General features: G+C 39.9%; 25 protein-coding genes, 2 tRNA genes and 1 other annotated feature. Of the genes, 11 read left to right on the top strand and 16 right to left on the bottom strand.

Annotation, left to right across the window (positions count from 1 at the left end):
• Nucleotides 1–274: 274 nt before the first annotated feature.
• Nucleotides 275–1,060, top strand: coding sequence for a membrane protein insertase YidC (yidC, locus tag JK635_RS17085; RefSeq protein WP_202655163.1), 786 nt, complete (start codon nucleotides 275–277; stop codon nucleotides 1,058–1,060).
• A gap of 38 nt (nucleotides 1,061–1,098) precedes the next feature.
• Here the strand turns inward: yidC and JK635_RS17080 are convergent, their stop codons facing one another.
• Together JK635_RS17080 and crcB are read right to left on the bottom strand one after the other, a co-directional pair.
• Nucleotides 1,099–1,452 (bottom strand): fluoride efflux transporter FluC, encoded by a 354-nt coding sequence (locus tag JK635_RS17080; protein WP_202655230.1) that lies wholly within the window; start codon nucleotides 1,450–1,452, stop codon nucleotides 1,099–1,101.
• A 17-nt stretch (nucleotides 1,453–1,469) separates the two neighbouring features.
• Complete coding sequence (gene crcB, locus JK635_RS17075) at nucleotides 1,470–1,844, bottom strand: fluoride efflux transporter CrcB (RefSeq protein WP_235888177.1); 375 nt, start codon at nucleotides 1,842–1,844, stop codon at nucleotides 1,470–1,472.
• Between the two features lie 129 nt (nucleotides 1,845–1,973).
• Between crcB and JK635_RS17070 the strand changes: the two genes are divergently transcribed.
• On the top strand, nucleotides 1,974–2,555 hold the full coding sequence (locus tag JK635_RS17070; RefSeq protein ID WP_202655162.1) for a YhcN/YlaJ family sporulation lipoprotein: 582 nt from the start codon (nucleotides 1,974–1,976) through the stop codon (nucleotides 2,553–2,555).
• A gap of 47 nt (nucleotides 2,556–2,602) precedes the next feature.
• On the opposite strand, the gene JK635_RS17065 is transcribed toward JK635_RS17070, so the two are convergent.
• Complete coding sequence (locus JK635_RS17065; RefSeq protein WP_202655228.1) at nucleotides 2,603–2,806, bottom strand: DUF6501 family protein; 204 nt, start codon at nucleotides 2,804–2,806, stop codon at nucleotides 2,603–2,605.
• 218 nt (nucleotides 2,807–3,024) lie between these two features.
• On the opposite strand from JK635_RS17065, the gene sda reads away from it, so the two are divergent.
• Nucleotides 3,025–3,150, top strand: a complete 126-nt coding sequence (gene sda, locus JK635_RS17060) for a sporulation histidine kinase inhibitor Sda (protein ID WP_374049145.1) — start codon at nucleotides 3,025–3,027, stop codon at nucleotides 3,148–3,150.
• Between the two features lie 100 nt (nucleotides 3,151–3,250).
• Here sda and mnmH read toward each other — a convergent pair whose 3' ends face one another.
• The 8 genes from mnmH to trpE all read right to left on the bottom strand — a co-directional run bounded on the left by mnmH (nucleotide 3,251) and on the right by trpE (nucleotide 10,958).
• Nucleotides 3,251–4,321 carry a tRNA 2-selenouridine(34) synthase MnmH gene (gene mnmH, locus JK635_RS17055; protein ID WP_202655160.1) on the bottom strand — a complete coding sequence of 357 codons (1,071 nt, stop codon included), beginning with the start codon at nucleotides 4,319–4,321 and terminating at the stop codon, nucleotides 3,251–3,253.
• Nucleotides 4,322–4,564: 243 nt separating this feature from the next.
• The gene (gene trpA / locus JK635_RS17050; protein ID WP_202655159.1) at nucleotides 4,565–5,350 is read right to left on the bottom strand and encodes a tryptophan synthase subunit alpha; all 786 of its coding nucleotides are present in this window, start codon (nucleotides 5,348–5,350) and stop codon (nucleotides 4,565–4,567) included.
• Complete coding sequence (trpB, locus tag JK635_RS17045; protein ID WP_202655158.1) at nucleotides 5,347–6,552, bottom strand: tryptophan synthase subunit beta; 1,206 nt, start codon at nucleotides 6,550–6,552, stop codon at nucleotides 5,347–5,349. Before trpB ends, trpA begins: the two co-directional genes overlap by 4 nt.
• Before the next feature lie 11 nt (nucleotides 6,553–6,563).
• Nucleotides 6,564–7,172 (bottom strand): phosphoribosylanthranilate isomerase, encoded by a 609-nt coding sequence (locus tag JK635_RS17040; RefSeq protein WP_202655157.1) that lies wholly within the window; start codon nucleotides 7,170–7,172, stop codon nucleotides 6,564–6,566.
• A complete protein-coding gene (gene trpC, locus JK635_RS17035) occupies nucleotides 7,172–7,960 on the bottom strand; it encodes an indole-3-glycerol phosphate synthase TrpC (protein WP_202655156.1) in 789 nt (262 codons plus the stop codon). Before trpC ends, JK635_RS17040 begins: the two co-directional genes overlap by 1 nt.
• A gap of 1 nt (nucleotide 7,961) precedes the next feature.
• Nucleotides 7,962–8,987, bottom strand: a complete 1,026-nt coding sequence (gene trpD, locus JK635_RS17030) for an anthranilate phosphoribosyltransferase (RefSeq protein WP_202655155.1) — start codon at nucleotides 8,985–8,987, stop codon at nucleotides 7,962–7,964.
• Nucleotides 8,959–9,570, bottom strand: coding sequence for an anthranilate synthase component II (locus tag JK635_RS17025; protein WP_202655154.1), 612 nt, complete (start codon nucleotides 9,568–9,570; stop codon nucleotides 8,959–8,961). The genes trpD and JK635_RS17025 overlap by 29 nt, the downstream gene beginning before the upstream one ends.
• A complete protein-coding gene (gene trpE / locus JK635_RS17020; RefSeq protein WP_202655153.1) occupies nucleotides 9,567–10,958 on the bottom strand; it encodes an anthranilate synthase component I in 1,392 nt (463 codons plus the stop codon). Before trpE ends, JK635_RS17025 begins: the two co-directional genes overlap by 4 nt.
• Nucleotides 10,959–11,185: 227 nt before the next feature.
• Nucleotides 11,186–11,433, bottom strand: a binding site (T-box leader).
• Between the two features lie 179 nt (nucleotides 11,434–11,612).
• On the opposite strand from trpE, the gene bcbE reads away from it, so the two are divergent.
• The 4 genes from bcbE to JK635_RS17000 all read left to right on the top strand — a co-directional run bounded on the left by bcbE (nucleotide 11,613) and on the right by JK635_RS17000 (nucleotide 13,691).
• The gene (gene bcbE, locus JK635_RS17015; RefSeq protein ID WP_202655152.1) at nucleotides 11,613–12,908 is read left to right on the top strand and encodes a bacillibactin exporter BcbE; all 1,296 of its coding nucleotides are present in this window, start codon (nucleotides 11,613–11,615) and stop codon (nucleotides 12,906–12,908) included.
• Between the two features lie 202 nt (nucleotides 12,909–13,110).
• Nucleotides 13,111–13,184, top strand: a tRNA-Gly gene (locus tag JK635_RS17010).
• 11 nt (nucleotides 13,185–13,195) lie between these two features.
• Nucleotides 13,196–13,287: transfer RNA gene (locus JK635_RS17005), tRNA-Ser, on the top strand.
• Nucleotides 13,288–13,406: 119 nt separating this feature from the next.
• Nucleotides 13,407–13,691 (top strand): DUF6509 family protein, encoded by a 285-nt coding sequence (locus JK635_RS17000; RefSeq protein WP_202655151.1) that lies wholly within the window; start codon nucleotides 13,407–13,409, stop codon nucleotides 13,689–13,691.
• Nucleotides 13,692–13,825: 134 nt separating this feature from the next.
• Here the strand turns inward: JK635_RS17000 and ku are convergent, their stop codons facing one another.
• Complete coding sequence (ku, locus tag JK635_RS16995) at nucleotides 13,826–14,659, bottom strand: non-homologous end joining protein Ku (RefSeq protein WP_202655150.1); 834 nt, start codon at nucleotides 14,657–14,659, stop codon at nucleotides 13,826–13,828.
• A 126-nt stretch (nucleotides 14,660–14,785) separates the two neighbouring features.
• On the opposite strand from ku, the gene JK635_RS16990 reads away from it, so the two are divergent.
• On the top strand, nucleotides 14,786–16,630 hold the full coding sequence (locus tag JK635_RS16990; RefSeq protein WP_202655149.1) for a DNA ligase D: 1,845 nt from the start codon (nucleotides 14,786–14,788) through the stop codon (nucleotides 16,628–16,630).
• A gap of 66 nt (nucleotides 16,631–16,696) precedes the next feature.
• On the opposite strand, the gene dapF is transcribed toward JK635_RS16990, so the two are convergent.
• From dapF to JK635_RS16975, 3 genes are all read right to left on the bottom strand, one after another.
• Nucleotides 16,697–17,671 (bottom strand): diaminopimelate epimerase, encoded by a 975-nt coding sequence (dapF, locus tag JK635_RS16985; RefSeq protein WP_202655148.1) that lies wholly within the window; start codon nucleotides 17,669–17,671, stop codon nucleotides 16,697–16,699.
• Between the two features lie 64 nt (nucleotides 17,672–17,735).
• A complete protein-coding gene (locus JK635_RS16980; protein WP_202655147.1) occupies nucleotides 17,736–18,527 on the bottom strand; it encodes a hypothetical protein in 792 nt (263 codons plus the stop codon).
• Between the two features lie 121 nt (nucleotides 18,528–18,648).
• Nucleotides 18,649–18,972: a DUF4870 domain-containing protein gene (locus tag JK635_RS16975; RefSeq protein ID WP_202655146.1), complete on the bottom strand. Its 324-nt coding sequence runs from the start codon at nucleotides 18,970–18,972 to the stop codon at nucleotides 18,649–18,651.
• A gap of 478 nt (nucleotides 18,973–19,450) precedes the next feature.
• Here JK635_RS16975 and JK635_RS16970 point away from each other — a divergent pair, with 478 nt between their 5' ends.
• Nucleotides 19,451–20,008, top strand: coding sequence for a GNAT family N-acetyltransferase (locus tag JK635_RS16970; protein ID WP_202655145.1), 558 nt, complete (start codon nucleotides 19,451–19,453; stop codon nucleotides 20,006–20,008).
• 65 nt (nucleotides 20,009–20,073) lie between these two features.
• Here JK635_RS16970 and JK635_RS16965 read toward each other — a convergent pair whose 3' ends face one another.
• On the bottom strand, nucleotides 20,074–20,844 hold the full coding sequence (locus tag JK635_RS16965; protein ID WP_202655144.1) for an SDR family oxidoreductase: 771 nt from the start codon (nucleotides 20,842–20,844) through the stop codon (nucleotides 20,074–20,076).
• Between the two features lie 172 nt (nucleotides 20,845–21,016).
• On the opposite strand from JK635_RS16965, the gene JK635_RS16960 reads away from it, so the two are divergent.
• Together JK635_RS16960 and JK635_RS16955 are read left to right on the top strand one after the other, a co-directional pair.
• Nucleotides 21,017–21,259: a spore germination protein gene (locus JK635_RS16960; RefSeq protein WP_202655143.1), complete on the top strand. Its 243-nt coding sequence runs from the start codon at nucleotides 21,017–21,019 to the stop codon at nucleotides 21,257–21,259.
• A 24-nt stretch (nucleotides 21,260–21,283) separates the two neighbouring features.
• Nucleotides 21,284–21,526, top strand: coding sequence for a spore germination protein (locus tag JK635_RS16955; protein WP_202655142.1), 243 nt, complete (start codon nucleotides 21,284–21,286; stop codon nucleotides 21,524–21,526).
• Nucleotides 21,527–21,587: the final 61 nt, after the last annotated feature.

Below are 21,587 nucleotides of genomic sequence, written 5' to 3'. Positions count from 1 at the left end.
CCCTATATCTTAGTATCTACTTGGGTCTCGTTCTAAAACACCTTTGGACGTGGAGTGTTGAGTACACTTTAAATGGAAATACCTCATATGCGAAAAATACAAAAATTATCCGGCCATTATTTTTTTTCAACAAAACAAGCAGCTTTAATGGGAGTATTATTCTTATTCGCATCATTAAATATATTCGCAGAAAAGAATGCCCTCAGGATGATTCTGAAGAACCTATTTCCCTCCTTATTGCTTACTAATTAAACCAACATTTTCAGGAGGAAATATGAAAAAACTAAAATCATCACTTATTACAATCGTTCTTTTAATGACCACAACTGTGTTACTATCAGCCTGTTCGTCACAGCCAAAAGGCGGAAATAATACAGGATTTTTTCATCATTATTTTGTCGAACCATTTTCGCTGATTATAAAATCAACGGCTAATCTGTTTAATGGAAACTATGGACTGGCGATTATTATCGTCACGCTGGTCATCAGATTTGCTTTAATGCCATTAATGTTAAAACAATATAAGAATCAAATGAACATGAAGGTTAAAATGGAAGCCTTAAAGCCGGAAATGGATGCTATCCAAAAGAAAATGAAGCTGGAAAAAGACCCGCAGAAGAAGCAGGAGCTGCAAGCGGAAATGATGGGGCTTTATCAAAAGCATGGAGTGAATCCGCTTAATATGGGCTGTCTGCCAATTTTAATTCAAATGCCGATTTTAACAGCTTTCTATTATGCAATTCGTAGTTCAAATGAAATTGCTACCCATAAATTCTTATGGTTTAGTCTGGGACACCCCGATATCGTTCTTACCGCCATTGCCGGACTTGTGTACTACTTCCAATTTAGGGTATCTCAATCGACTATGACGAAAGAACAGCAGAACCAAATGAAATTTATGGGGCTGATATCACCAATAATGATTGTTATGGTCTCATTAAATGCACCGGCTGCCCTGCCGCTTTATTGGGTGGTAGGGGGTACTTTCTTAACCATTCAAACGTTCATTAGTCATCGGCTTTATCACAATAAACAAAATGTACCGCAAGCAGATAAATAATACAAAACAAGAAGCATCGGCAACGGTGCTTCTTGTTTTTACATTATTGATCCGATAAAAAGTCCGAAAGATAATAAACCAATCCCCAGTAGCAAACTACAGGCCATGTAAACATAGAAAAACTTGTTTTTGCCGGTCTTCTTTAGTTGTTCGGATTCAAGCATGAAGGTAGAAAAGGTGGTAAAAGCGCCCATAAACCCAACACCAAGAAGTGTATATTGGGACCCATGAATACCCAAACCGGCCAGCAGCCCTAATAAAAATGCTCCTAATAAATTCACCACTAACGTTCCTAAAGGAAATCCGTTTTTTCTCCTTAGCAGATTGCTGATCGCATAACGAAGGATTGCGCCGAAGAAGCCGCCAATTGCAACATAAAGAATTTCTGTCATCAAGTATTCAGCTCCCTTCAATTATTTTCGGCTATTTCTAAGCCAATGCGGACGAACAGCAATCCACCCATCAGGCTGAGCACTATGTACAGCAATGAAAGATAATACTTTCCCGCTTCCATTAGCTGAACAGTTTCCAGGCAGAAGGTGGAAAAGGTTGTATAAGATCCGACCACTCCAGTTGTTAATGCCGTTAACAGCTGTGGAGGTAATTTCTTTAGAACCACCAATTTATTGGTAATCCAACCAAGAAAAAAAGAGCCTGAAAGATTAATGATTAGTGTTCCCCAAGGAAAATCTCCCCCCCATATTTGCGGAATAATGTGGGAAAGTAAATAGCGCAAAATACTACCGATCATTCCGCCAATCCCAATAAATAAATAAACCATCATAAACACTCCAATGTCCAAAAATATATATTCGTTTACCTTTATCCATGAATTTTCCATTTATTCTTGTGGATAGATTTTATTCTAGACGGAAAGCTAAATATGTACAACTAAAAAAGGAGTGAACACAAATTGAAAAAAAGATTAATTCTAATCTCAGCAGTGATCTTTAGCCTTTATCTAACAGGTTGTGCAAGAAATAATGTCGATGATGATGTTGCAACCCGAAATGGAAACCAACCGACGAGAGTCAATTATAATCCACCAAATCAAGGCGGGCCGGCAATTTCGGGAGTAGATGTCAGTGACAATCAGACGGATCTTAATGCCAATCGCCGGAACAATGATTTAATCAATGATACGAATGATAATCGTTCCGATAAAATGCGTGTGGCCGATGATGCGGCCAGGAAAGTGGCCGACCTAGCAGATGTAGATCGCGCTAACGTCATTGTGACTGAAAATAATGCCTACGTTGCTGCAAAGTTAGCCCGAACAGCAAAAAATGGACTTACCTCCAAAATAGAAAATCGAATATCCCGGGCCGTAAAATCGGTTGACCCGGATATTGACCATGTTTATGTTTCGGTAAATCCTGATCTATACGACCGCTTTAATAACTATGCTGATGATATCCGTAACGGCAGACCCATTTCCGGCTTTTTTAATGAATTTACCGATACGATCCGCAGAGTTTTCCCAGATGCACGTTAATAACCCCATATAAAATGCCCGGTACCAATAGGCCGGGCATTTTCATGTTAAACTTCTTGAAAATAATCCTTATAGAAACCGCCAACTTTTCCGGAATTATCAATAATATAATAAAATTCTTCGGTTTCATTTTTTACCTCATAGACTTTTCCAACAGTTAAAACTTGATCGACAACATATTTTTTTGCATTCGTATGAACGCATTTTACTTTTTTAATTGCTTCACGATCGTGCCAAGTTAAATGAATCAATGCTGCCACCGTCCTTTCTCTCCTGATTCCATTACAAGTATAAACAAAATGACTCTTTCAGTGCAACAACAGAAAAATATCAGGTCTCTCAAGAAAAATACTGACAAATTTGTGAAAAATGCTCCACATGGGTTCTCAAACAGGCAATAAAACATTACAATGATAAAAACTGAATATTCAATCCAATTTCCAAGGAGGGCATTCTAAAATTGAAAATTATGAGTAACGAGCAGTTGATTGTTTCGTATCGGGATGCATTAAAATCTGGAAAGGAAAAGGAATGGATAAAAATTTTAAAGGATGAAATTGAACGACGAGGCTTAAAGCCCATTGTCAATCGTTAACAATTTTAAAAACCGCTGAAAGTTTTTCAGCGGTTTTTTATCTACCCTTCGAATAACAATCTTTCCGTATCCTTGGACAATTAGAAATACATGGGCAATGTTAATTACTTACCGCCAAGACAGGCTTGAATGATAGCTCATCCAATTTATCGGCAATTTTTTCTGCTGCATCCTGATAATTTTCAGCATAGATATCAATAAATTCATTTTGATAATCTAATCTTGCATAGTCATATCGCGGATCGTAATAAAATTCTAGCAAAATCGGAATCATCGCTTCATAATTATGCTCAGCCAATGCTTCAGATAACCGATTTTTAATTTCAATATCTTTGATCCGTTTCAAAACCCGATCCATTCCTAATGATATTTTTTCATGATACCATGACTGATGTTCATAGGGACGGACATATTCAGAAACCAAATGCTTCACCCTTTGTTCCAGCGGTGAATGAATGAACAGGTTAAGACCAGTAAACTTAACATCCATTAATTTCTCAGGCTGAACCGCTTTTCCAATCCGTTTACTCTCTGCCTCCACAAGAAAATAGTCAGCTCCTTGTAAATCCAGTAATCCCTTAAATAAAAGAGAATCAAACGTTTTTTGGTTGTTTCCTTCCCCAAGGCCTATCGTTCCAAAAATCGAGCCTCTATGCCCCGCCATTTCTTCCAAGTCCAAGACTGGATAGCCCTTTCTTTTTAAAATCTTTAATATCTCCGTTTTTCCAACGCCCGTCATTCCATGTAAAACGACTGCCTTATTTGGAATCATAGAGGGTATTTGTTCGAGAATATAGTGCCTAAATGCTTTATAACCTCCAACTAAGCGCCAGGCATAAATACCGGCAAATTCTAAAAATGTCACCACCGCTTTACTGCGCATCCCGCCGCGCCAGCAATAAACCACTACTTCTCCCTTATCAGTATGGGATTTAATCTCTTGGAGCATGTTAGGAATTTTGGGTGATACCAGTTCCATAGCCCGCCACTTTGCAGCAGCTTGCCCCACATGCTTATAGATCGTCCCTATTTCCTGACGTTCTTCATTTGAAAATAAGGGAACATTAATCGCACCCGGTATTGAACCGTCTTGAAACTCGATAGGGGAGCGTATATCAATGAAAATCGGCTTCTCAAGTGTAGAAAGCTCTTCAACTGTAATCTCCTTCATGAAACACCGCTCCTATAATTAGTCCTTGATCATAATATCATAAAAATAAACAAAACTTCCTTTATGGAAGTTTAAGTAAAGTGTCAGCAAAGCTAAGGCTTCTCATTCGCAGTCAAAATTAATTATAAAGGAGATTGTTAAAGCGATCAAGGTGAGGTAAGGGGCTGATTGGATTCGACAGGATTTTTTATTTAGCGAAACAACAGAAAAGGGCCCTTCCCCTAAAAAGGAAGGACCCACCGTTTATATCAGATTGGACTTTAGTTTAAAAATGGACATTAAGTCTGCCAACTCGGCAAAATTATTTTCTGCCAAGAGATCAACAATCTTACTGCCGATGACCACACCGTCACAGTATTTGGTAATTGTCTGCATTTGTTCATGATTAGAAATTCCAAAGCCAGCTAACACGGGAATCGGACTAACTTCCTTAACTGCTTGTAAAAAGCTAAGCAATTCCTTATCGAATTCATTTCTTGTTCCAGTAATTCCTTTAACCGTAACTGTATAAAGAAATCCTCTGCCTTTTGCGGCTATCTGTTTGACCCGGTCAAGCGGTGTGGTCAGGGTCACCAGACGAATCAGCTCAGTCCCAGCAGCTTCAAGCAGAGGCGCAATCATTTCCTCTTCCTCAACCGGCATATCCGGAATAATACAACCATCCACCCCGGCTTTTTGAATATCTTCAACAAAACTACTAATCCCGTAGGCATAGACCGGATTAAGATAAGTCATTATGATAAGTGGAATCTTGATGGTTCTTCTCGCTTTCGTGAGCTCCGCAACAATCTCCTTTAAGGTAGTTCCGTTGTTTAGGGCTCTAATTCCGGCTGCTTGAATCGTAGGGCCATCGGCAACCGGATCGGAAAAAGGGACTCCAACTTCAATAGCAGCCGCACCAAATTTCTCCAGCATCTCCAGTCTCTCTGTCAAGCAGTCAAGTCCGCCGTCTCCGGCCATTATATAAGGGACAATAGCTTTTGTGTCATGTTCTTTTAATAATTGAAAGGTTTGTTCGATCCGGTTCATCCTATGTCTCCCCCTTTAAGCCTTGCTCTTACAGCATCAACATCCTTGTCGCCCCGCCCTGATAAACAGACAACGAGATTTTGGGAAGCTCCTATTTGCCGCGCCAGTTTAAGGGCAAAGGCGACTGCGTGGGAACTTTCCAACGCCGGGATTATTCCTTCAAGCTTTGATAATAATTGAAAAGCATCCAAGGCTTCCTGGTCCGTAATCGAATGATAATGAGCACGGCCGATTTCCTTTAAATAGCTGTGTTCCGGTCCCACCCCAGGATAATCAAGTCCTGCAGATACCGAGTGAGCTTCCTGAATCTGCCCATCCTGATTCTGTAATAGATACATTAACGCACCGTGCAGAACACCAGGTTTTCCTTTTGTCAGCGATGCTGCGTGGTAAGGAGTTTCAATCCCCTTGCCGGCAGCTTCAACTCCATATAATGCAACTTTTTTCTCTTCGATAAACGGATAGAACATTCCCATCGCATTGCTGCCGCCGCCGATGCATGCCACAACTGCATCAGGAAGTGTTTTATAGCGTGTGAAAAATTGTTCTTTTGTCTCCTTTCCAATGACACTTTGAAAATCCCTTACAATCATTGGAAACGGGTGCGGACCCGTTACGGAGCCCAGTAAATAATGGGTATCCTCAACATTTGCCACCCAGTATCTCAACGCTTCATTAACGGCGTCCTTTAATGTGGCACTTCCGGAAGTAACACTGACGACTTTCGCTCCTAACAATTCCATTCGGAATACATTCAGCGCCTGGCGTTTGATATCTTCCGCTCCCATAAAAATAATGCAATCCAAATTTAACAATGCACAGACTGTTGCAGTCGCTACACCGTGCTGTCCGGCACCTGTTTCGGCAACAATCTTCTTTTTGCCCATGCGGACGGCAAGAAGTGCCTGACCAATCGCATTGTTAATTTTATGGGCGCCTGTATGATTTAAATCCTCCCGCTTCAAGAAAATATTGGCGCCGCCTGCATAGTTCGTCAGATTTTCAGCAAAATATAACGGCGTTTCCCGGCCCACATAATCTTTTGATAGATGTTTTATTTCCGCATAAAATTCTGGATCCTGTTTTACCGCTTCGTAGGCATCAGTTAATTCGATAATCGCCTTCATTAACGTTTCCGGGACAAATTTCCCTCCAAACATGCCGAAATGGCCTGTTTCATTTGGCAGTGTATATGCAGTCATTTTTTCTCCTCCTAGCAAATCCCTTTTGCCTTTTTAATAAATGCCTTGATTTTTTCGAGATCCTTTACACCATCTGTTTCCACTCCGGAACTGACATCGACCATAAATGGCTTGATGATGCTCACGGCATTTTCAACATTATTTGCCTGTAACCCACCGGCAAGAATTACCTTTTTGCTCTTAAGCAGGCTAATATTTACTTGATTCCAGTCAAATGCTGTACCATTTCCTCCACGGTATTTTCCTTTAGGTCCATCCAATAAAATATAGGCAGCTGGAAAACGGCTTACTTCGGCTAAATGCTCATTGCTCTGGAAGCTAATTGCTTTAATTACTGGAAAAGTAAGCGATTGACAAAATTCAGCGTCCTCATCCCCATGCAATTGAATATGTGTCAGTCCGACATAGGAGGCAATCCTTTCGATTTCTTCAGCTGTTTCATTTACAAATACGCCAACCTTATAAACCTCTGGTGGAAGATGTTCTACAATTTCTCGGGCCGGCTTTTCCGTAATTCTTCGCTTGCTTTCAGCAAAGACAAATCCAATTGCGTCGGCACCATATTCAACTGCTTTAACTGCTGTATTTACATCGGTTATTCCGCAAATTTTTACCTTCATCACTTTGCACCTTCTGCTAACGGCAGTCTAAAATCATTAAACTGTTGCTGGAGGTTTGAACTTTTCATAAGCGCTTCACCAACTAAAATCCCATTTGCACCAGCATTTCTTACCCGTTTGACATCCGCTGGCTGGTGCAGGCCGCTTTCGCTGATTAAAAAAGCCCCCGAACTTTTTACAATTGGTGCTAATTTTTCTGTCACTTCAAGGGATACGTTAAAGGTTTTTAAATTACGGTTATTAATCCCAATCAGTTTTGCCCCTGTGTCAAGTGCTGTTTCCAGCTCAGCCAGGTCATGCACCTCCATTAAAACTTCCAGCCCCATGTCTATCGCATACTTGTATAATTCCTGTAACTCTTTTTCCTTTAAAGCGGCAACGATTAACAATACAAGATCCGCTCCAAACCCCTTGGCCCGGTCAATTTGCAGCCTGTCAATGATGAAGTCCTTGCATAGAATCGGCAAATTTACTGATTCACGAACGGCACTCAGGTCAGCAAAAGATCCTTTAAAAAAAGTTTGATCGGTTAACACTGAGATCGCACCGGCCCCATTTTTTTCATAAATTTTTGCCTGTTCAGCCGGTTCCGCGTTACTATTAATGATTCCCTTAGATGGAGAGGCCCGTTTGAATTCAGCGATTATTGCCAGTTCCTCGGCGTTTTGCAATTTGGCAACGAATGATCTTTTTTGATAATGAGATTCCGGAAATTTATTTTTTTGTTCGCGAAGATGCACTACTTCTCGCTTCTTTTGTTCAATAATTTGGTCTAAAATCGTTCCCATTTTAAATTGCCTCTCTTTGCAAGCCTTTGGATTTTTCCACTAAAGTAGCTAATTTTTCATATGCTGCTCCTGAGTCAATAATTTCTGCGGCTTTTCTGATCCCTGCCTCAATGGTATCAGCTTTTCCTGCTGTAAAAATACCAATACCGGCATTTAGCAGGACCGTATCACGATATGCCCCTTTTTCCCCTTTTAAGACATTTATTAAGATCTGTGCATTTTCTTTTGCGTCGCCGCCTTTAATCGCACTGTTAGCATATTGCGGCAGATTAACTCCTTCGGGGGTAATGATCTGACTTGTCATAACCCCGTTATCTAGAATAGTCAGATGGTTTTCCCCCTGCAGGGAGGCTTCATCCATGAAACCAGCCCCATTCAAAACAACCGCTCTTTTTCTACCTAACTGCTTTAGCACCTCGGCAAACATCGTTACCAAATCTCGACGGTATACACCTAGCAGTTGAAAATCAAGGTCAATTGGATTTGTCAGCGGACCGATAAAGTTAAAAATAGTAGGGATTTTAAGCGCCCTTCTGACCACCGTCACCTTTTTTAGTCTTGGATGAACATGTGGTGCAAATAAAAAGGCAATACCAATTTCTTCAATCATTTCTTCAATCGCTTCAGGAGAGAGGTTTAAATTCACTCCTAATTCCTCCAAAACATCAGCACTACCCGTTTTGCTGGAAACACTTCTATTCCCATGCTTAGCAACAGGAATGCCGGCACCAGCAAGGACAAATGCTGAAGTAGTACTGACATTAAAGCTGGAGGAACCATCACCGCCAGTACCGCAATTATCAAGCACACCGTTAAACTTCTTCCTAAATGGCAATGTGTTGCCTTTTAATGCCTTTGTAATGCCAACAATTTCATCAACAGTCTCTCCTTTTGATTTCAACCCCATTAAAAAGGCAGCAATTTCGGATTCGGATACTTCTTCACCTAAAATAGAATCAACTGCTTCCCGCATTTGTTTTTCCGAAAAAGATCTACGCTCAGCTAACTGGAGTAAATAACTCTTCATCTCGTCTCTTCCTTTCTATCTCTGCTAAAAAATTTTTTAATATTTGCATTCCTGTTGGGGTTCCAATTGATTCTGGGTGGAATTGTAACCCATAGACAGGATAATCGCTATGCTTAATTGCCATAATTTCGTTATCGTCCAGCGAATGTGCCACACATTCAAGCTCTAGCGGCAGGCTGTCATGATCAATGGAAAGTGAATGATACCGCATCACTTCCAAAGGAGAGGTAAGGTATGCAAAAATATCATTGCTGTTATGGCTGATAAACGATGTTTTTCCGTGCTTAATCGTGCGCGCTGTTCTGATTTCCCCTCCGAATGCAGCTCCGATTGCTTGATGCCCCAGGCAAATACCTAAAATCGGAATTTCTTGATAAAAGGTTTGAATTACTTCCATACAAATCCCGGCATCCTCAGGCCGGCCAGGTCCTGGTGATAGAATGATTGCTTTCGGATTCAACCGGAGGATATCTTTAATCGTTAATTGATTATTGCGATAGACTGCCACCTCTTCGCCCATTTCCCCCAAATATTGATAAAGGTTAAAGGTAAAGGAGTCAAAATTATCGATTAATAAAATCATTGTACCTCCCTCCCCTCGAGAAACGATTTTAGTTTGTTGGCTGTTTCTTCGTATTCTGACTCGGGATCGGAGTCATGCACAATTCCTGCACCAGCTTGGATGTAAGCACAGCCTTCTTTCAAAATCATTGTCCGAATTGCCAGGGCAAAATCGATATTTCCATTTGCGGATACATAACCAATGGCCCCGGAATAAAGTCCACGCTTTGATTTTTCTAATGTATTAATAATTTCCATTGCCCGCACCTTTGGGGCACCGGAAACCGTTCCGGCAGGGAGGCAGGCAGCAAGTGCCGCAAGTGGAGTTTGATCGGAACGGAGCTGGCCGCTAACCTCGGAAACAAGATGCATGACGTGGCGGAATTTTTCAACTGCCATGTATTTTTCTACCTTAACTGAGCCAAATTCACAAACCTTTCCAAGATCATTCCTACCAAGGTCAACAAGCATTTTATGCTCAGCCAGCTCTTTTTCATCAGCCAGCAATTCTTTCTCAAGCGCTAAATCTTCGAGGTTTGTTTTTCCTCTTTTTCTTGTCCCGGCAATGGGGTTGGCAATGACTGTTTTACCCCTTGTTTTTATCAAGCTCTCCGGCGAGGAGCCTATCACCGTATAGTTGTCAAAATCGATATAAAACATATAGGGTGTTGGATTATGGGTGCGATGCTTCCGATAAAGCGATAACGGCGAGCCTTGGAATTCTGACCTCATTCTCCTTGACAGCACTACTTGAAAAATATCACCTGCGAAGATATGTTCTTTGGCAGTCTCGACATTGTGGATAAAAGCTTCCTTCGTTGTCTCGGATTGAAAACCTGAGAACGAGAAAGGCTCTTCCTCGGCAAAATGATATGTTTTTTTCAGTTCGACTTCTCTCTTGCCCATCTTCTCTCGAACCAAATCAAGATCTCCATGCTCTAAAGGGATTCCACAAATATATACCTTTTCTTCAAGATGATCGTAAACAATGACCTCCTCATAAAACATTAAATGAACATCAGGCATTTCAAGGCTGTTTGAATACTCATGGCCAATCTCTTCATACTGCCTGACAATGTCGTAGCCGACATAGCCGACAGCCCCGCCAATGAATGGAAAAGGGAGATCATCCAAATCCCTGGAAGGAAGAACATCGTTTAAAATATCTAATGGGTTTCCTTGAAGCGTCCTTTTTTGGCCATTGGTTCGAATAATTGTATTAATTTTTCCAAATGAAATCAGCTCAATTGCCGGATCTGCTCCAATAAAGGAATATCGACCGGATTGATTAAATTTATTTGAGCTTTCCAGCAAAAATTTTTTCCCCCCGCTGATTTTTTGTAAAATTGAGATTGGGGTAAGCAAATCTCCACTAATCTCTTTCACCATAAAGTCTGTTTTGGTTGTCATTTCTCGTCTCCTCTCTTCTCAACTCGGAAAGCAATTGCAGCTTGATCATCCATGAGGCGCTGGCCGCTGAAGCTAAAATAAAAAATCGCCCTCTATATCCACAACAGGTGTTATGAATATAGAGGACGAATCGTAGACCCGCGGTGCCACCTCAATTGAAGCAGATGATTCTGCTCCCTCTTTTAATGAGCTAAATCGAAGATAAAACAAAAAGGGTCTTCTATCCAAAAAAGGACGGAAGACCCGTGGTGCCACCTTCATTAGCTAAAATTAGCTCACTTTACCAGCATCAAGCAAAAAATACTTAATGCGTTCTCTTGTAACGACGAGATTTTCGCCAAAGCCTACTGAATCAAGAGATCGTTCGGTTTGGAGGCTCAGAAGTCCATTCACCGATACTTTTTCACTGATTTGCACCATCCATCAGCTCTCTAAAGAAATTGTAAAGGTTACTCTTCTTCATCATCGCCAAAATAACTGTGTAATTGATGATTATCATAATAAATTCCATTTCTACTGTCAAGATGTTTTTCGGAAAAATTCAAAAAGTACAAAATTAATATTCCCCAAGAGGATTTTTCTACCACAGTTTTTTTTTCGATATAAGCAAATATTAAACAATACCAAATACTTTGAAGGCGGGATAGGGAGACAATGGAACATATTGAACAATTATGGACGAACCCCCGGGCAGCCAAAAGCAAAAAGTCCCAATCCAAGCAAAATGGTTCTAGTGAGATTTCCAAGCAAAAATGGGCAATTTTATCGTTATCTTCTATCCCTTTAGTGATGACATTGGGAAACTCCATGTTAATACCTGTACTGCCTAGGATGGAAAAAGAATTATCGATTTCAGCATTTCAGTCGAGTATGGTTATTACGGTGTATTCTATAGTAGCGATTGTATTAATCCCAATTGCCGGCTATTTATCTGATCATATCGGCAGAAAAAAGGTGATTATCCCAAGTTTGTTTATTGCCGGGATTGGCGGTCTTATTTCCGGTTGGGCAGCATGGAAACTTGAGTCGGCCTATTGGATTATTTTAGCTGGCAGGGCGCTGCAGGGTGTAGGAGCTGCCGGGGCTTTTCCGATCGTCCTTCCGTTGGTCGGCGACATGTTTAAGAATGAGGATGATGTCAGTACCTGTTTGGGGCTAATTGAAACTTCCAACACCTTTGGTAAGGTATTAAGCCCAATTTTTGGGGCTATTCTAGCAGGATTTATTTGGTTTTTACCTTTCTTATCTTTTCCAATCTTTTGCGCAGTCTCGATTTTAATGGTGGCGTTGCTTGTAAAATCTCCCAAAGGCAAGGAAAAGCCAATACCGTTTAAAGCTTTCTTCAGTGGTGTGAAGAAAACCTTTAAACAACATGGTCGCTGGCTTTATGCAATTTTTTTTATTGGCGGTATCCTAATGCTTGTGCTGTTTGGAATTCTTTTTTACCTTTCTGAGGTGTTTGAAACAAAGTATGGGATAAAGGATGTTAAAAAGGGGATTTTCCTGGCTCTTCCCCTTGGTGCTCTTTGTTTATCCTCCTTTATCAGTGGAAAGGTGATTAAAAAAAATAAGATTTTAATGAAATGGTTAACCTTCGGTGGAATAATCGCTGCCGCCCTTTCAATTGCGGCCTTATGGTTTTCCATAAAACTATGGTATATGATCACCATGTTTTTAATTAGCGGTGTGGGAATCGGTATTGGTCTTCCTTGTCTCGATTCCTTAATTACTGATGGAGTAGAAAAAAAGGAAAGGGGAACCATCACCTCTTTTTATTCTTCCATGCGGTTTATTGGAGTGGCCGCTGGTCCACCAATTATTGCTTTGTTAATGAAATACGCCAACCATTGGATCTTTATCATCATGAGCGGTCTTAGTATGTTAGCAGCGGTCGTTACTTTGCTGGCCATCAAACCGCAAGCTAAAGAAAATAATTATAGCAAGAGCTGAGTGGACCCTCAGCTCTTTCATGTTGCACCATAGCCGAGCTTTTACCATACTAATTTAATCCTTTAAGGCCTGGAAATCGCATCCTGCATACAGTAAGCTTGCAGGTATGAACTTTTCCTTAAAAAATTGAAATAAAAATAAATTTCCTCTACCATATTTGAAATTATTATGCTATAATATCAATTGTCTTAATTGTTCCTATGCGGGTGTGGTTTAATGGTAGAATTTCAGCTTCCCAAGCTGACGGCGGGGGTTCGATTCCCCTCACCCGCTCCATTTTATCCTTTGGAGAAGTACCCAAGTGGTTATAAGGGGGCGCACTCGAAATGCGTTAGGGCGGGTAACCGTCGCGTGAGTTCGAATCTCACCTTCTCCGCCATCGATACATAAACAATCTACGCCAGAGAATTCTGGCGTTTTTACGTTTATTTTGCTTTAGCCGGTAAAAATGTATAATATCAAAGAACAACATTAAAATAATGCAAAAGGAGGATCCATATGGAGATCATTGGACATACAGTAGAAAAATTAGAAGATCCTTTCGGTCTGCTTTCAGGTGACCGTTATGAATTTTTTTTGGATCTTGACATAGATGAAGACGATGAACTTTATTCGGAAAAAGGGGTTGGTTTACGCGTCCTATTGGCCGTTGACAACCATGAAGCAAAAATATCCAATTATCATTTTTATGAAAAGGAAAGTGAAAAGGTATTCGACTTTGCCCTAGAAGATGACGAAGAAGAGGAAGTTCTTCAATACTGCAAGGAGAATATTAATAAATAAAAACTCCCCGACTGGTGAGCCCATAAGGATGGTTCATGAAGCGTAGTTGAATTTATCCTTTTCTTTTAGCTAAAAAATAGCAGGGAACTTCCCTGCTATAGATTAGTTTCTAAGATTTGTAAATTCTTTAGAACCTATGCTTCTTTCTTGACTTTAACAGTAGTTTTTTTCTTTGTTGCTGCAGCCTTCTTTGGTTTCGTCCGGTCAATCGATGCTTGCAATGCTGCCATTAAATCCGTCACATTGGAAGCAGCCGGTTCCTTCGCTTCCGCCGTAACCGTTTCTTTACCTTGGCGTTTTGATTCGATTAATTCCAATAGTGCTGTCCGGTATTCATCGGTATATTTCTCCGGCTGAAATTCTGTTGTTAACTGGTCGATCAACAAAATAGCTGTTTCCAGTTCTTTCTTCGTTACCTTATCATCCGTTGGAACATTGGGAACATCACCTGTTTTTCGGACCTCATCCGGATAATGGATCGTTTCCATTATCAAGGTATTATCATATACCCGTATTACTGCTAACTGTTCCTTGGAGCGGATCATGATTTTAGCGAGACCAACTTTTTGTGTTTCCTCCAAAGCTTTGCGCAGTAAGGAATAAGCCTTGCTGCCGCCATCATTGGGTGACATATAATAACTGTGATTGAAGTAGATCGGGTCGATTTCTTCCATTTTGACAAAATCTATAATTTCAACCGCTTTATCTTCATTTTCCTTTGCTAACTTTTCCAGTTCTTCCTGATCAAGAAGGACGAATTTTCCTTTTGTATATTCGTAAGCCTTGACAATATTCTCCGGTTTTACTTCCTCTTCGCAAACTGAACAAACTTTTTCATATTTAATTGGGGCATGGCATTTATTATGCAGGGTTCTCAATTTTATATCCTTGTCCTCTGTTGCTGCATGCAGCTTAATGGGAATATTGACGAGTCCAAAGCTGATGCTGCCTTTCCACATTGTGTGCATCTCATCTTTCTCCATTCTTTTTAATTTTAGTGTGTGATTCTAAAGGCCGCGAATACATAAAAACTTCTGGTAAAGAATGAAGTTTGGCCGTTTAACACAAAGTAAGGAAAAAGGGGAAATGCTTTTATGAAACCTATGCTTCCTACCCTTACTTTCGAGCAGCCAGTCCGTCCCGGCTGGGTATATGAAGTAAAATATGATGGTTTTCGGGCTATATTAGACTGGGATGCAAACGGGATTGAATTAACCAGTCGAAATGGAAAAACATTATTGCCGCAGTTTCCAGAAATCAAGCAGTTTTTATTAAAAAAGGAAGCAGCATTTAAACCATTTTTACCCCTGCAGCTCGATGGGGAACTGGTTTCACTAGAGAATCCTTTTAAAGCCAATTTTTCGGCGATTCAACTGCGTGGACGGCTTAAATCTGTTAAAAAAATGGTGGAGCAAGCCAAAAATGCCCCTTGCCGCCTGATGGTTTTTGATCTTCTGAAATTGTCAGGGAAACCACTATACTCTCTCTCTTTTAAGGAAAGAAAACAAGAACTGTTGCATTTATTTAAATTGCTGGAGTTTGATTTAAATCCTGATCCTGCCAATGACCAGCTGCTTCAGCTGGTAACCGCTTATGATCATTTTCAGGAATTATGGGAGAAAGTTGTTTTATTCGACAGCGAGGGGATCGTTGCCAAAAATGACCAGAGCCCATGGGAGGAGGGTAAACGTTCATTACAATGGTTAAAGTATAAAAATTGGAAATACGTCAGCTGCTTTGTTACTTCCTATGATAAAACAAATGGTTATTTTTTCGTATCGGTATACAAAGGCAAGCAAATTCACGAGATTGGTCAGGTGCTGTTCGGTTTTAAGCCGGAGGAGAAACAGGCACTGGAACAGATTATCAAACAAAATACGACCAGCGAAGATCAACAATTTATTTATGTTGAGCCCGCCATCTGCCTTGAAATAAAATATTTAGAGCTTTATGATTTTCAACTGCGTGAGCCGCATTTTGACCGTTTTCGATTTGATCTCGAACCTAAGAATTGCACATACGAAAAATTTATTTTTAGGCAAAAAAATTTACCTGAGGATTTAGAAATTACTCATCCAGACAAGCCACTCTGGGACAAGCTTACCATTCAAAAAGCAGATTATATCCTTTATTTGCGGGCAGTCTCCCCTTATATGCTGCCGTTTCTAACAAATCGCTTATTGACAGTGATTCGCTTTCCCCACGGCATGTTCGGTGAAGCCTTTTATCAAAAAAACTGTCCCGATTATGCACCCGATTTTGTTGAAACCCATAAGGTAGATGAAATTAAGTATATCTTGTGCAATAACCTGAAAACGCTCATTTGGCTGGGAAACCAACTGGCAATCGAATTTCATGTCTCGTTTCACACCATCTACAGCCGGGGACCGAGTGAAATTGTTTTCGATTTGGATCCTCCTTCAAAGGAAGATTTCCCTATGGCGGTCAAAGCAGCGGTATTAATTAAAGAAGTCCTGGATCAGTTTCATTTAATCAGCTTTATTAAAACTTCCGGAAACAAGGGGCTGCAGATATATCTGCCGCTGCCGGAAGGTAAATTTACGTTTGCTGACACAAGGCTGTTTACCCGCTTTATCGCTGAATATTTAGTTTCGAAAGATTCAGATTCTTTTACGATTGAAAGAATGAAAAAACAGCGCGGCGGCAGGCTTTATGTCGACTATGTGCAACACGGAGAAGGAAAAACGATCATTGCACCCTATTCTTTACGAGGCAATGAACATGGCGGGGCTGCCACCCCATTGTTTTGGGAGGAAGTGAATGAGCAGCTTGATCCAAACGTTTTTACAATGGAGAATGCCTTAATCCGCCTAAAAAAACTGGGAGACCCTTTCAAAAATTATTTCAAAGCCAAAGAAATTCAGCCCTTTGCCCCGATCCTGGAAGTGTTAAAACAAAGGGCCACAAAAAAAGGATAAGCATCCCCTTATCCTTTCATTTTTATTTCGCCTTAACAAGCAGTAAGACCGCCACTGATGGAAGTTTCACTTTATCGTTAAAAATTGCTGTACTTCTGCCTGAAGCCTTTCATAGACAGACTGCTCCGCGAAATAATTTTTATCTGTAACAACAAAGGAGCCTGCGGATAAATCGGTGGTTACCGACGCTTTGTAAAGATAGGTGGCATTGCCAATTAAATCAATTTGATACTCTTGACCGATTTGATGGACAACACATTGGACCTTACCGCCATTATTATAAACGTCGATTAAAGATTCATATTCATTTAATCCCTGCATGCAGGTAACTAAAGATGAAGCAGACATTGCTGTTCCGCAAGCATTCGTGAAACCGACTCCTCGTTCAAACGTTCTTACATAAATGGCCCCCGCTCCAAGCGGCTTGACAAAGCTGACATTAACACCATCCGGAAATAGTTCATTGGGGCCATTAACCTTTTCGCTAAGCTGTTGTTGAATATCCGTTTGCAGTGTCTCTACATCAACGATCGCGATTAAATGGGGATTGGGGACTGCTAAAGCAGTAAATCTTAATTTTTCTGACAACTGAGGAATTTTCTCATTGAATAAGGTTGGTTTATTTAACTGCAGCGGCAGTGCATTTAGGCTAAATAACACTGGTGAAATTTCCACTTGGTAAGTATGGACCTCGGGAAAAATCTCCGCCTGCTTTCTTACTTTTAAGTCGGCCTTCATTGTCTCCACAACCGCTTCATTTTTTCCCAGCAATTCACAAAGGTAACGTGCCACCAGCCGCAGTCCATTCCCGCACATCGAAGCCTCCGAGCCATCAGCATTAAAAATGCGCATTCTTCCATCAGCCCGGTCACTCTTTAACACAAATAGAATTCCATCTGCACCTAATTCCGTTTCTCTATTGCATAATAGCCTGGCAAGTTCTGCCCTTTCCGCTTCCGTAAAGGTGTAATCATTCGTCATTTCATCAATTAATAAAAAATCATTGCCAGAACCATGGCCTTTAATCACATTTATTTCCACTTATAAAACCCCCGCAACAAAATAATACCATTATCATATCAAACAATATTGTTCAGGGGAACTTCTAGCGCTCAAGGAAATACTCATTAATTAATATCGTCATTCCAAGAAGTTTCTCTTGGGCAGATTGATTCCCGCTGAATGAAAGAACAGGTGTATTCGGTTCCGGAAATATCGGGCTCCATTCAACGGGCATCCAGCCTCTGCGCAACCGACTAACTTGCCTGTCGTTCGAATCAATTATTTTTTCGTCCATAAATAGCTTGGAACCCGCTACCTCGCCAAAATATTTTCCTTCCCCATTAAATAATTCCTCTCTATTATTCCACCAATTTTGCTTAGTTTTCAGCAAGCAGCCTAAATAGCTTTTATCTTTATCGTATACTTCAATTTTCATCGTTTTTTTCCCTTTGACCCGGTAGCAGGCAATTGCCCCATGATCTTCATCATAGAGGACATATATTTTTGAAAAGCGAATCGGGCGCAGACCTGTCGAACGGTATCGCTTGATACTTCCTGCCAAATGTCCATCCGGATAGTAGAATAAGACCCTGGAATTTTGGGAATTAGAATATAGTACCAACAAATATCTAGCTGACAGCAACGAATTGTTTTTTCTTTCAAGTCTTAATTCAGTCATGTTTCTATTAATACGTAGTGCCTGTTGTTTGCGAAAAAGATAGAGTTGAAAGCAAAAAAAGCTGTAAAGAAAAAAAGGAACCGCTAAGATAAAAATTTTATGATTATGAAATAATGCCAAATTGAAAGCGATCAAAAACACATTCGGTAATAATGCGGCAATACTGCCATTTAAGTTCAACTGGGCAACATCTTGGTAATAGTCGTTTATTTTCATACGGAAAAAACTCCTTGTCAAATCCTCTATTACTAGTTTATTTAAAACAGCAATAAAAAATGATAGAAGAATTTCCGTAGAAAAAGAAGAGTCATTTAGAGACCTCTTCTTTAAGAACGAATTATTTTATTAACCTGAAAATCAACGGGAAACGATATTCATATCCCTCATATGCTTTGATTGCTGCAATGATCGTAAAGACAAAGGCCATTATTCCCAGCACCGCCAGTGCTACAAAACCAATCAAGATAATGACCAATATACCGCTAATAAAACAATAAACAGTGTAGGAAATAAAAAAGTTAAAATATTCTTTTCCGTGGTAATCAATAAACGACGACTCCTCCCGCTTAATTAACCAAATGATTAGCGGACCAAGAATTGGTGCAAAAAAACTTAGAACATACATGAGTGCCGCAAGCATTCTTTCATCACTGTTCGCCATCTGAATTCCCCCCATTGGGATTTTAATAATTCCTTACCCTATTATTTACGTATTAGCTTGCTGAATGTTTCATCTAAATTTCTGCTTTTATTAAGGCACAGATGCTGATAAAATGGAAAAAATACTATTTTATGATTTAGAAAGGTATTTACAGAAATTCATTTATACCGAGGTGTAGAAATCTGTAGAAATATGGAATAATTTTTTTCGGTAATTCGCCAAAAAAATCTATTTTCTTTTTGCTTTTTTTCATGTATTATACTCTAGATAAAACTTTTCTAACACCATTTGGGGGTTTTACAAACTTATATTGGTATAACAAAAAATGAAATAGGGAAGGCAAATGGTGCGCCACCAGTTTACTGGTTCTAGTGGGTTCGATTCCCACCCCGAAATTTTTTACGTTACTTTTATAAAAAATTTCGAGGGTGGCCGCTGTCTATCGGGGGAGCGGAATGCCCTAACTGGAGGGATTCGCATGCTTAAGAAACGTGAGCTGCAAGATTGCAATGTATTGTATGAACTAATGACGCATCCTGATGTCTTCCCTTATGTTCGCCAAAAGGCAGCTTCATATGATGAATTTTTATTTATAACCAAACAAACAATTGAAGCAGAGGAACGTGGGGAATTAATCTCCCGAACCATTTTAGATGAATGGGGAGCACCCATTGGTACCATCAGCTTGTATGATATTGAAAATCAGTCAGGATTTTTGGGAACTTGGCTGGGAAAACCGTTCCATGGCAAGGGTTATAATCGTCTGGCCAAAGACAGCTTCTTTCAAGAATTATTTTATGAATTAGGAATTGAAACAGTTTATATGCGAATCCGCAAGGTTAATATTCGGTCGAAAAAAGCAGCTGAGAAACTTCCCTTTGTGATTCAGGTGAATGAAAGCCGTAAGACGCTATATAATCAATTAAATGCGAATGAGACCGTATACGATTTATATGAAATTCCCAAGGATTTGTATACATTCTATTTACTGCGGAATGGCTTACAGCAATCCAATTCTCATTTATTGGAAGCATAAAAGCAATCGGTAATCCGATTGCTTTTTTCGTGTTTCGTTCAAGTGTTCAAAAAAGACAGCATCTATTATTTTAAGGCTTTACCCAATATATCCAAACCGCCGGTAACCGGAATGATACTGCCGGTAATAAAATCAGATTGCTCATCAATTAAAAATCCAATAACTCGGGCTATATCCTCCCCTGTTCCCTCCCTCCGAAGAGAGTTCCTTCCAGCTGTTTCATTCTTTGATTCTTGAATCGATTTTTCCTTCCAATCGTCTGTAATATCTCCGGGAGAAACCATATTGGCCGTAATCCCATACCCAGCTTCCTCCAGAGCAATCGTTCTTGTAAGTGACGCAAGTCCCGCCTTTGCAGAAGCAAAAGCAGAGCGGTGCATCCATCCTGGAGAAGATTCAACACGATCAAAACCCATGGTAATGATTCGGCCCCATTTTTGTTGACGCATCAACGGAATAATCAATTTTGATAAATTAAATACAGCAGTTAGATTTCCATTTAACAAGTAATTCCATTCTTCAAAGGAATATTCGGTCATTTTCTTTCGCTCATGAATGTAAGGACCAGCATTATGGATTAATATATCGATGGAATCATAAACAGAAAGTGTCTCTTTTACCATTCGCTCACAATCTTCCTGATAAGCGACATCCCCTTGAACAGCAATAGCGCTTGTACCATAACATTGATTTACATGGTTCGCCAAAGAAATGGCTTCTAATTTACTATTTCGGTAATTGATAACAATTTGATACCCTTTTTCAGCAAGATGGATCGCTGTTTTTTTTCCAATTCCAGAAGCTCCCCCTGTTATCAAAGCAGTCTTCTTGTTCAAATAATACCTCTCCAATCTTTAATTTCACTCGTTATTTTTATGTTAAAAACATTCCATTCATAATGCAAATTCTTTTGTAAGCCTTTTGCCGCATATCGCTAAAATAAAGAATTAATAACGAATGGGCCTTTGCTTGCATAGGATGTGATATAAAAGAAAAGGATGTGGCAGAATGCAGACGATCATTAACATTTTCAGTTTTAAAATTAATAGTGTAGCCAACAATGGGTCTGTCAACATCGGAGAAGCACTTCATAATGCTCATTCAGCCCTTACAAAATCACAGGGTGAAAATACCTCATACGGTGATTTTGCTCCGCCTAATGCGGCCATGGAAAACGTCTTTATTGATCCGGACGTAAATGATATGGGAGATGTTGCTAATCCATCGAATGTTTACTCAAATCCCATATAACAAATAAAAGGACTGAAACATAACATGCCCTTTCAAATAAATATTTTTAATATTAAAACCAATGCCATTAATAATAACGGAAATATTGATTTCGGACCGATTGTGCAAAACTCTCATACTTCAAACACAAAGTTAATTGGTACCAATATGGCTTTTGGCGACCTTTCCCCGGCGACTTCCGGTCATATCAATAATTATATTGACTTTGATGTCAGTGAACTGGATCAAATTGCCAACCCTTCTTTACCAAATTTAAATCAAATTTAATGACTTACATGCGAAAGGATGAAACAAATGTTCCCGTGGAATATATTCCCTTTTAACAAAG

This window comes from Neobacillus paridis (assembly GCF_016765675.1).
In the GTDB taxonomy this organism is placed as follows: Bacteria; Bacillota; Bacilli; order Bacillales; family Cytobacillaceae; genus Neobacillus; species Neobacillus paridis.
The sequence above is the reverse complement of the archived record's forward strand: the minus strand, read 5'-3'. Positions and strand labels throughout refer to the sequence as shown.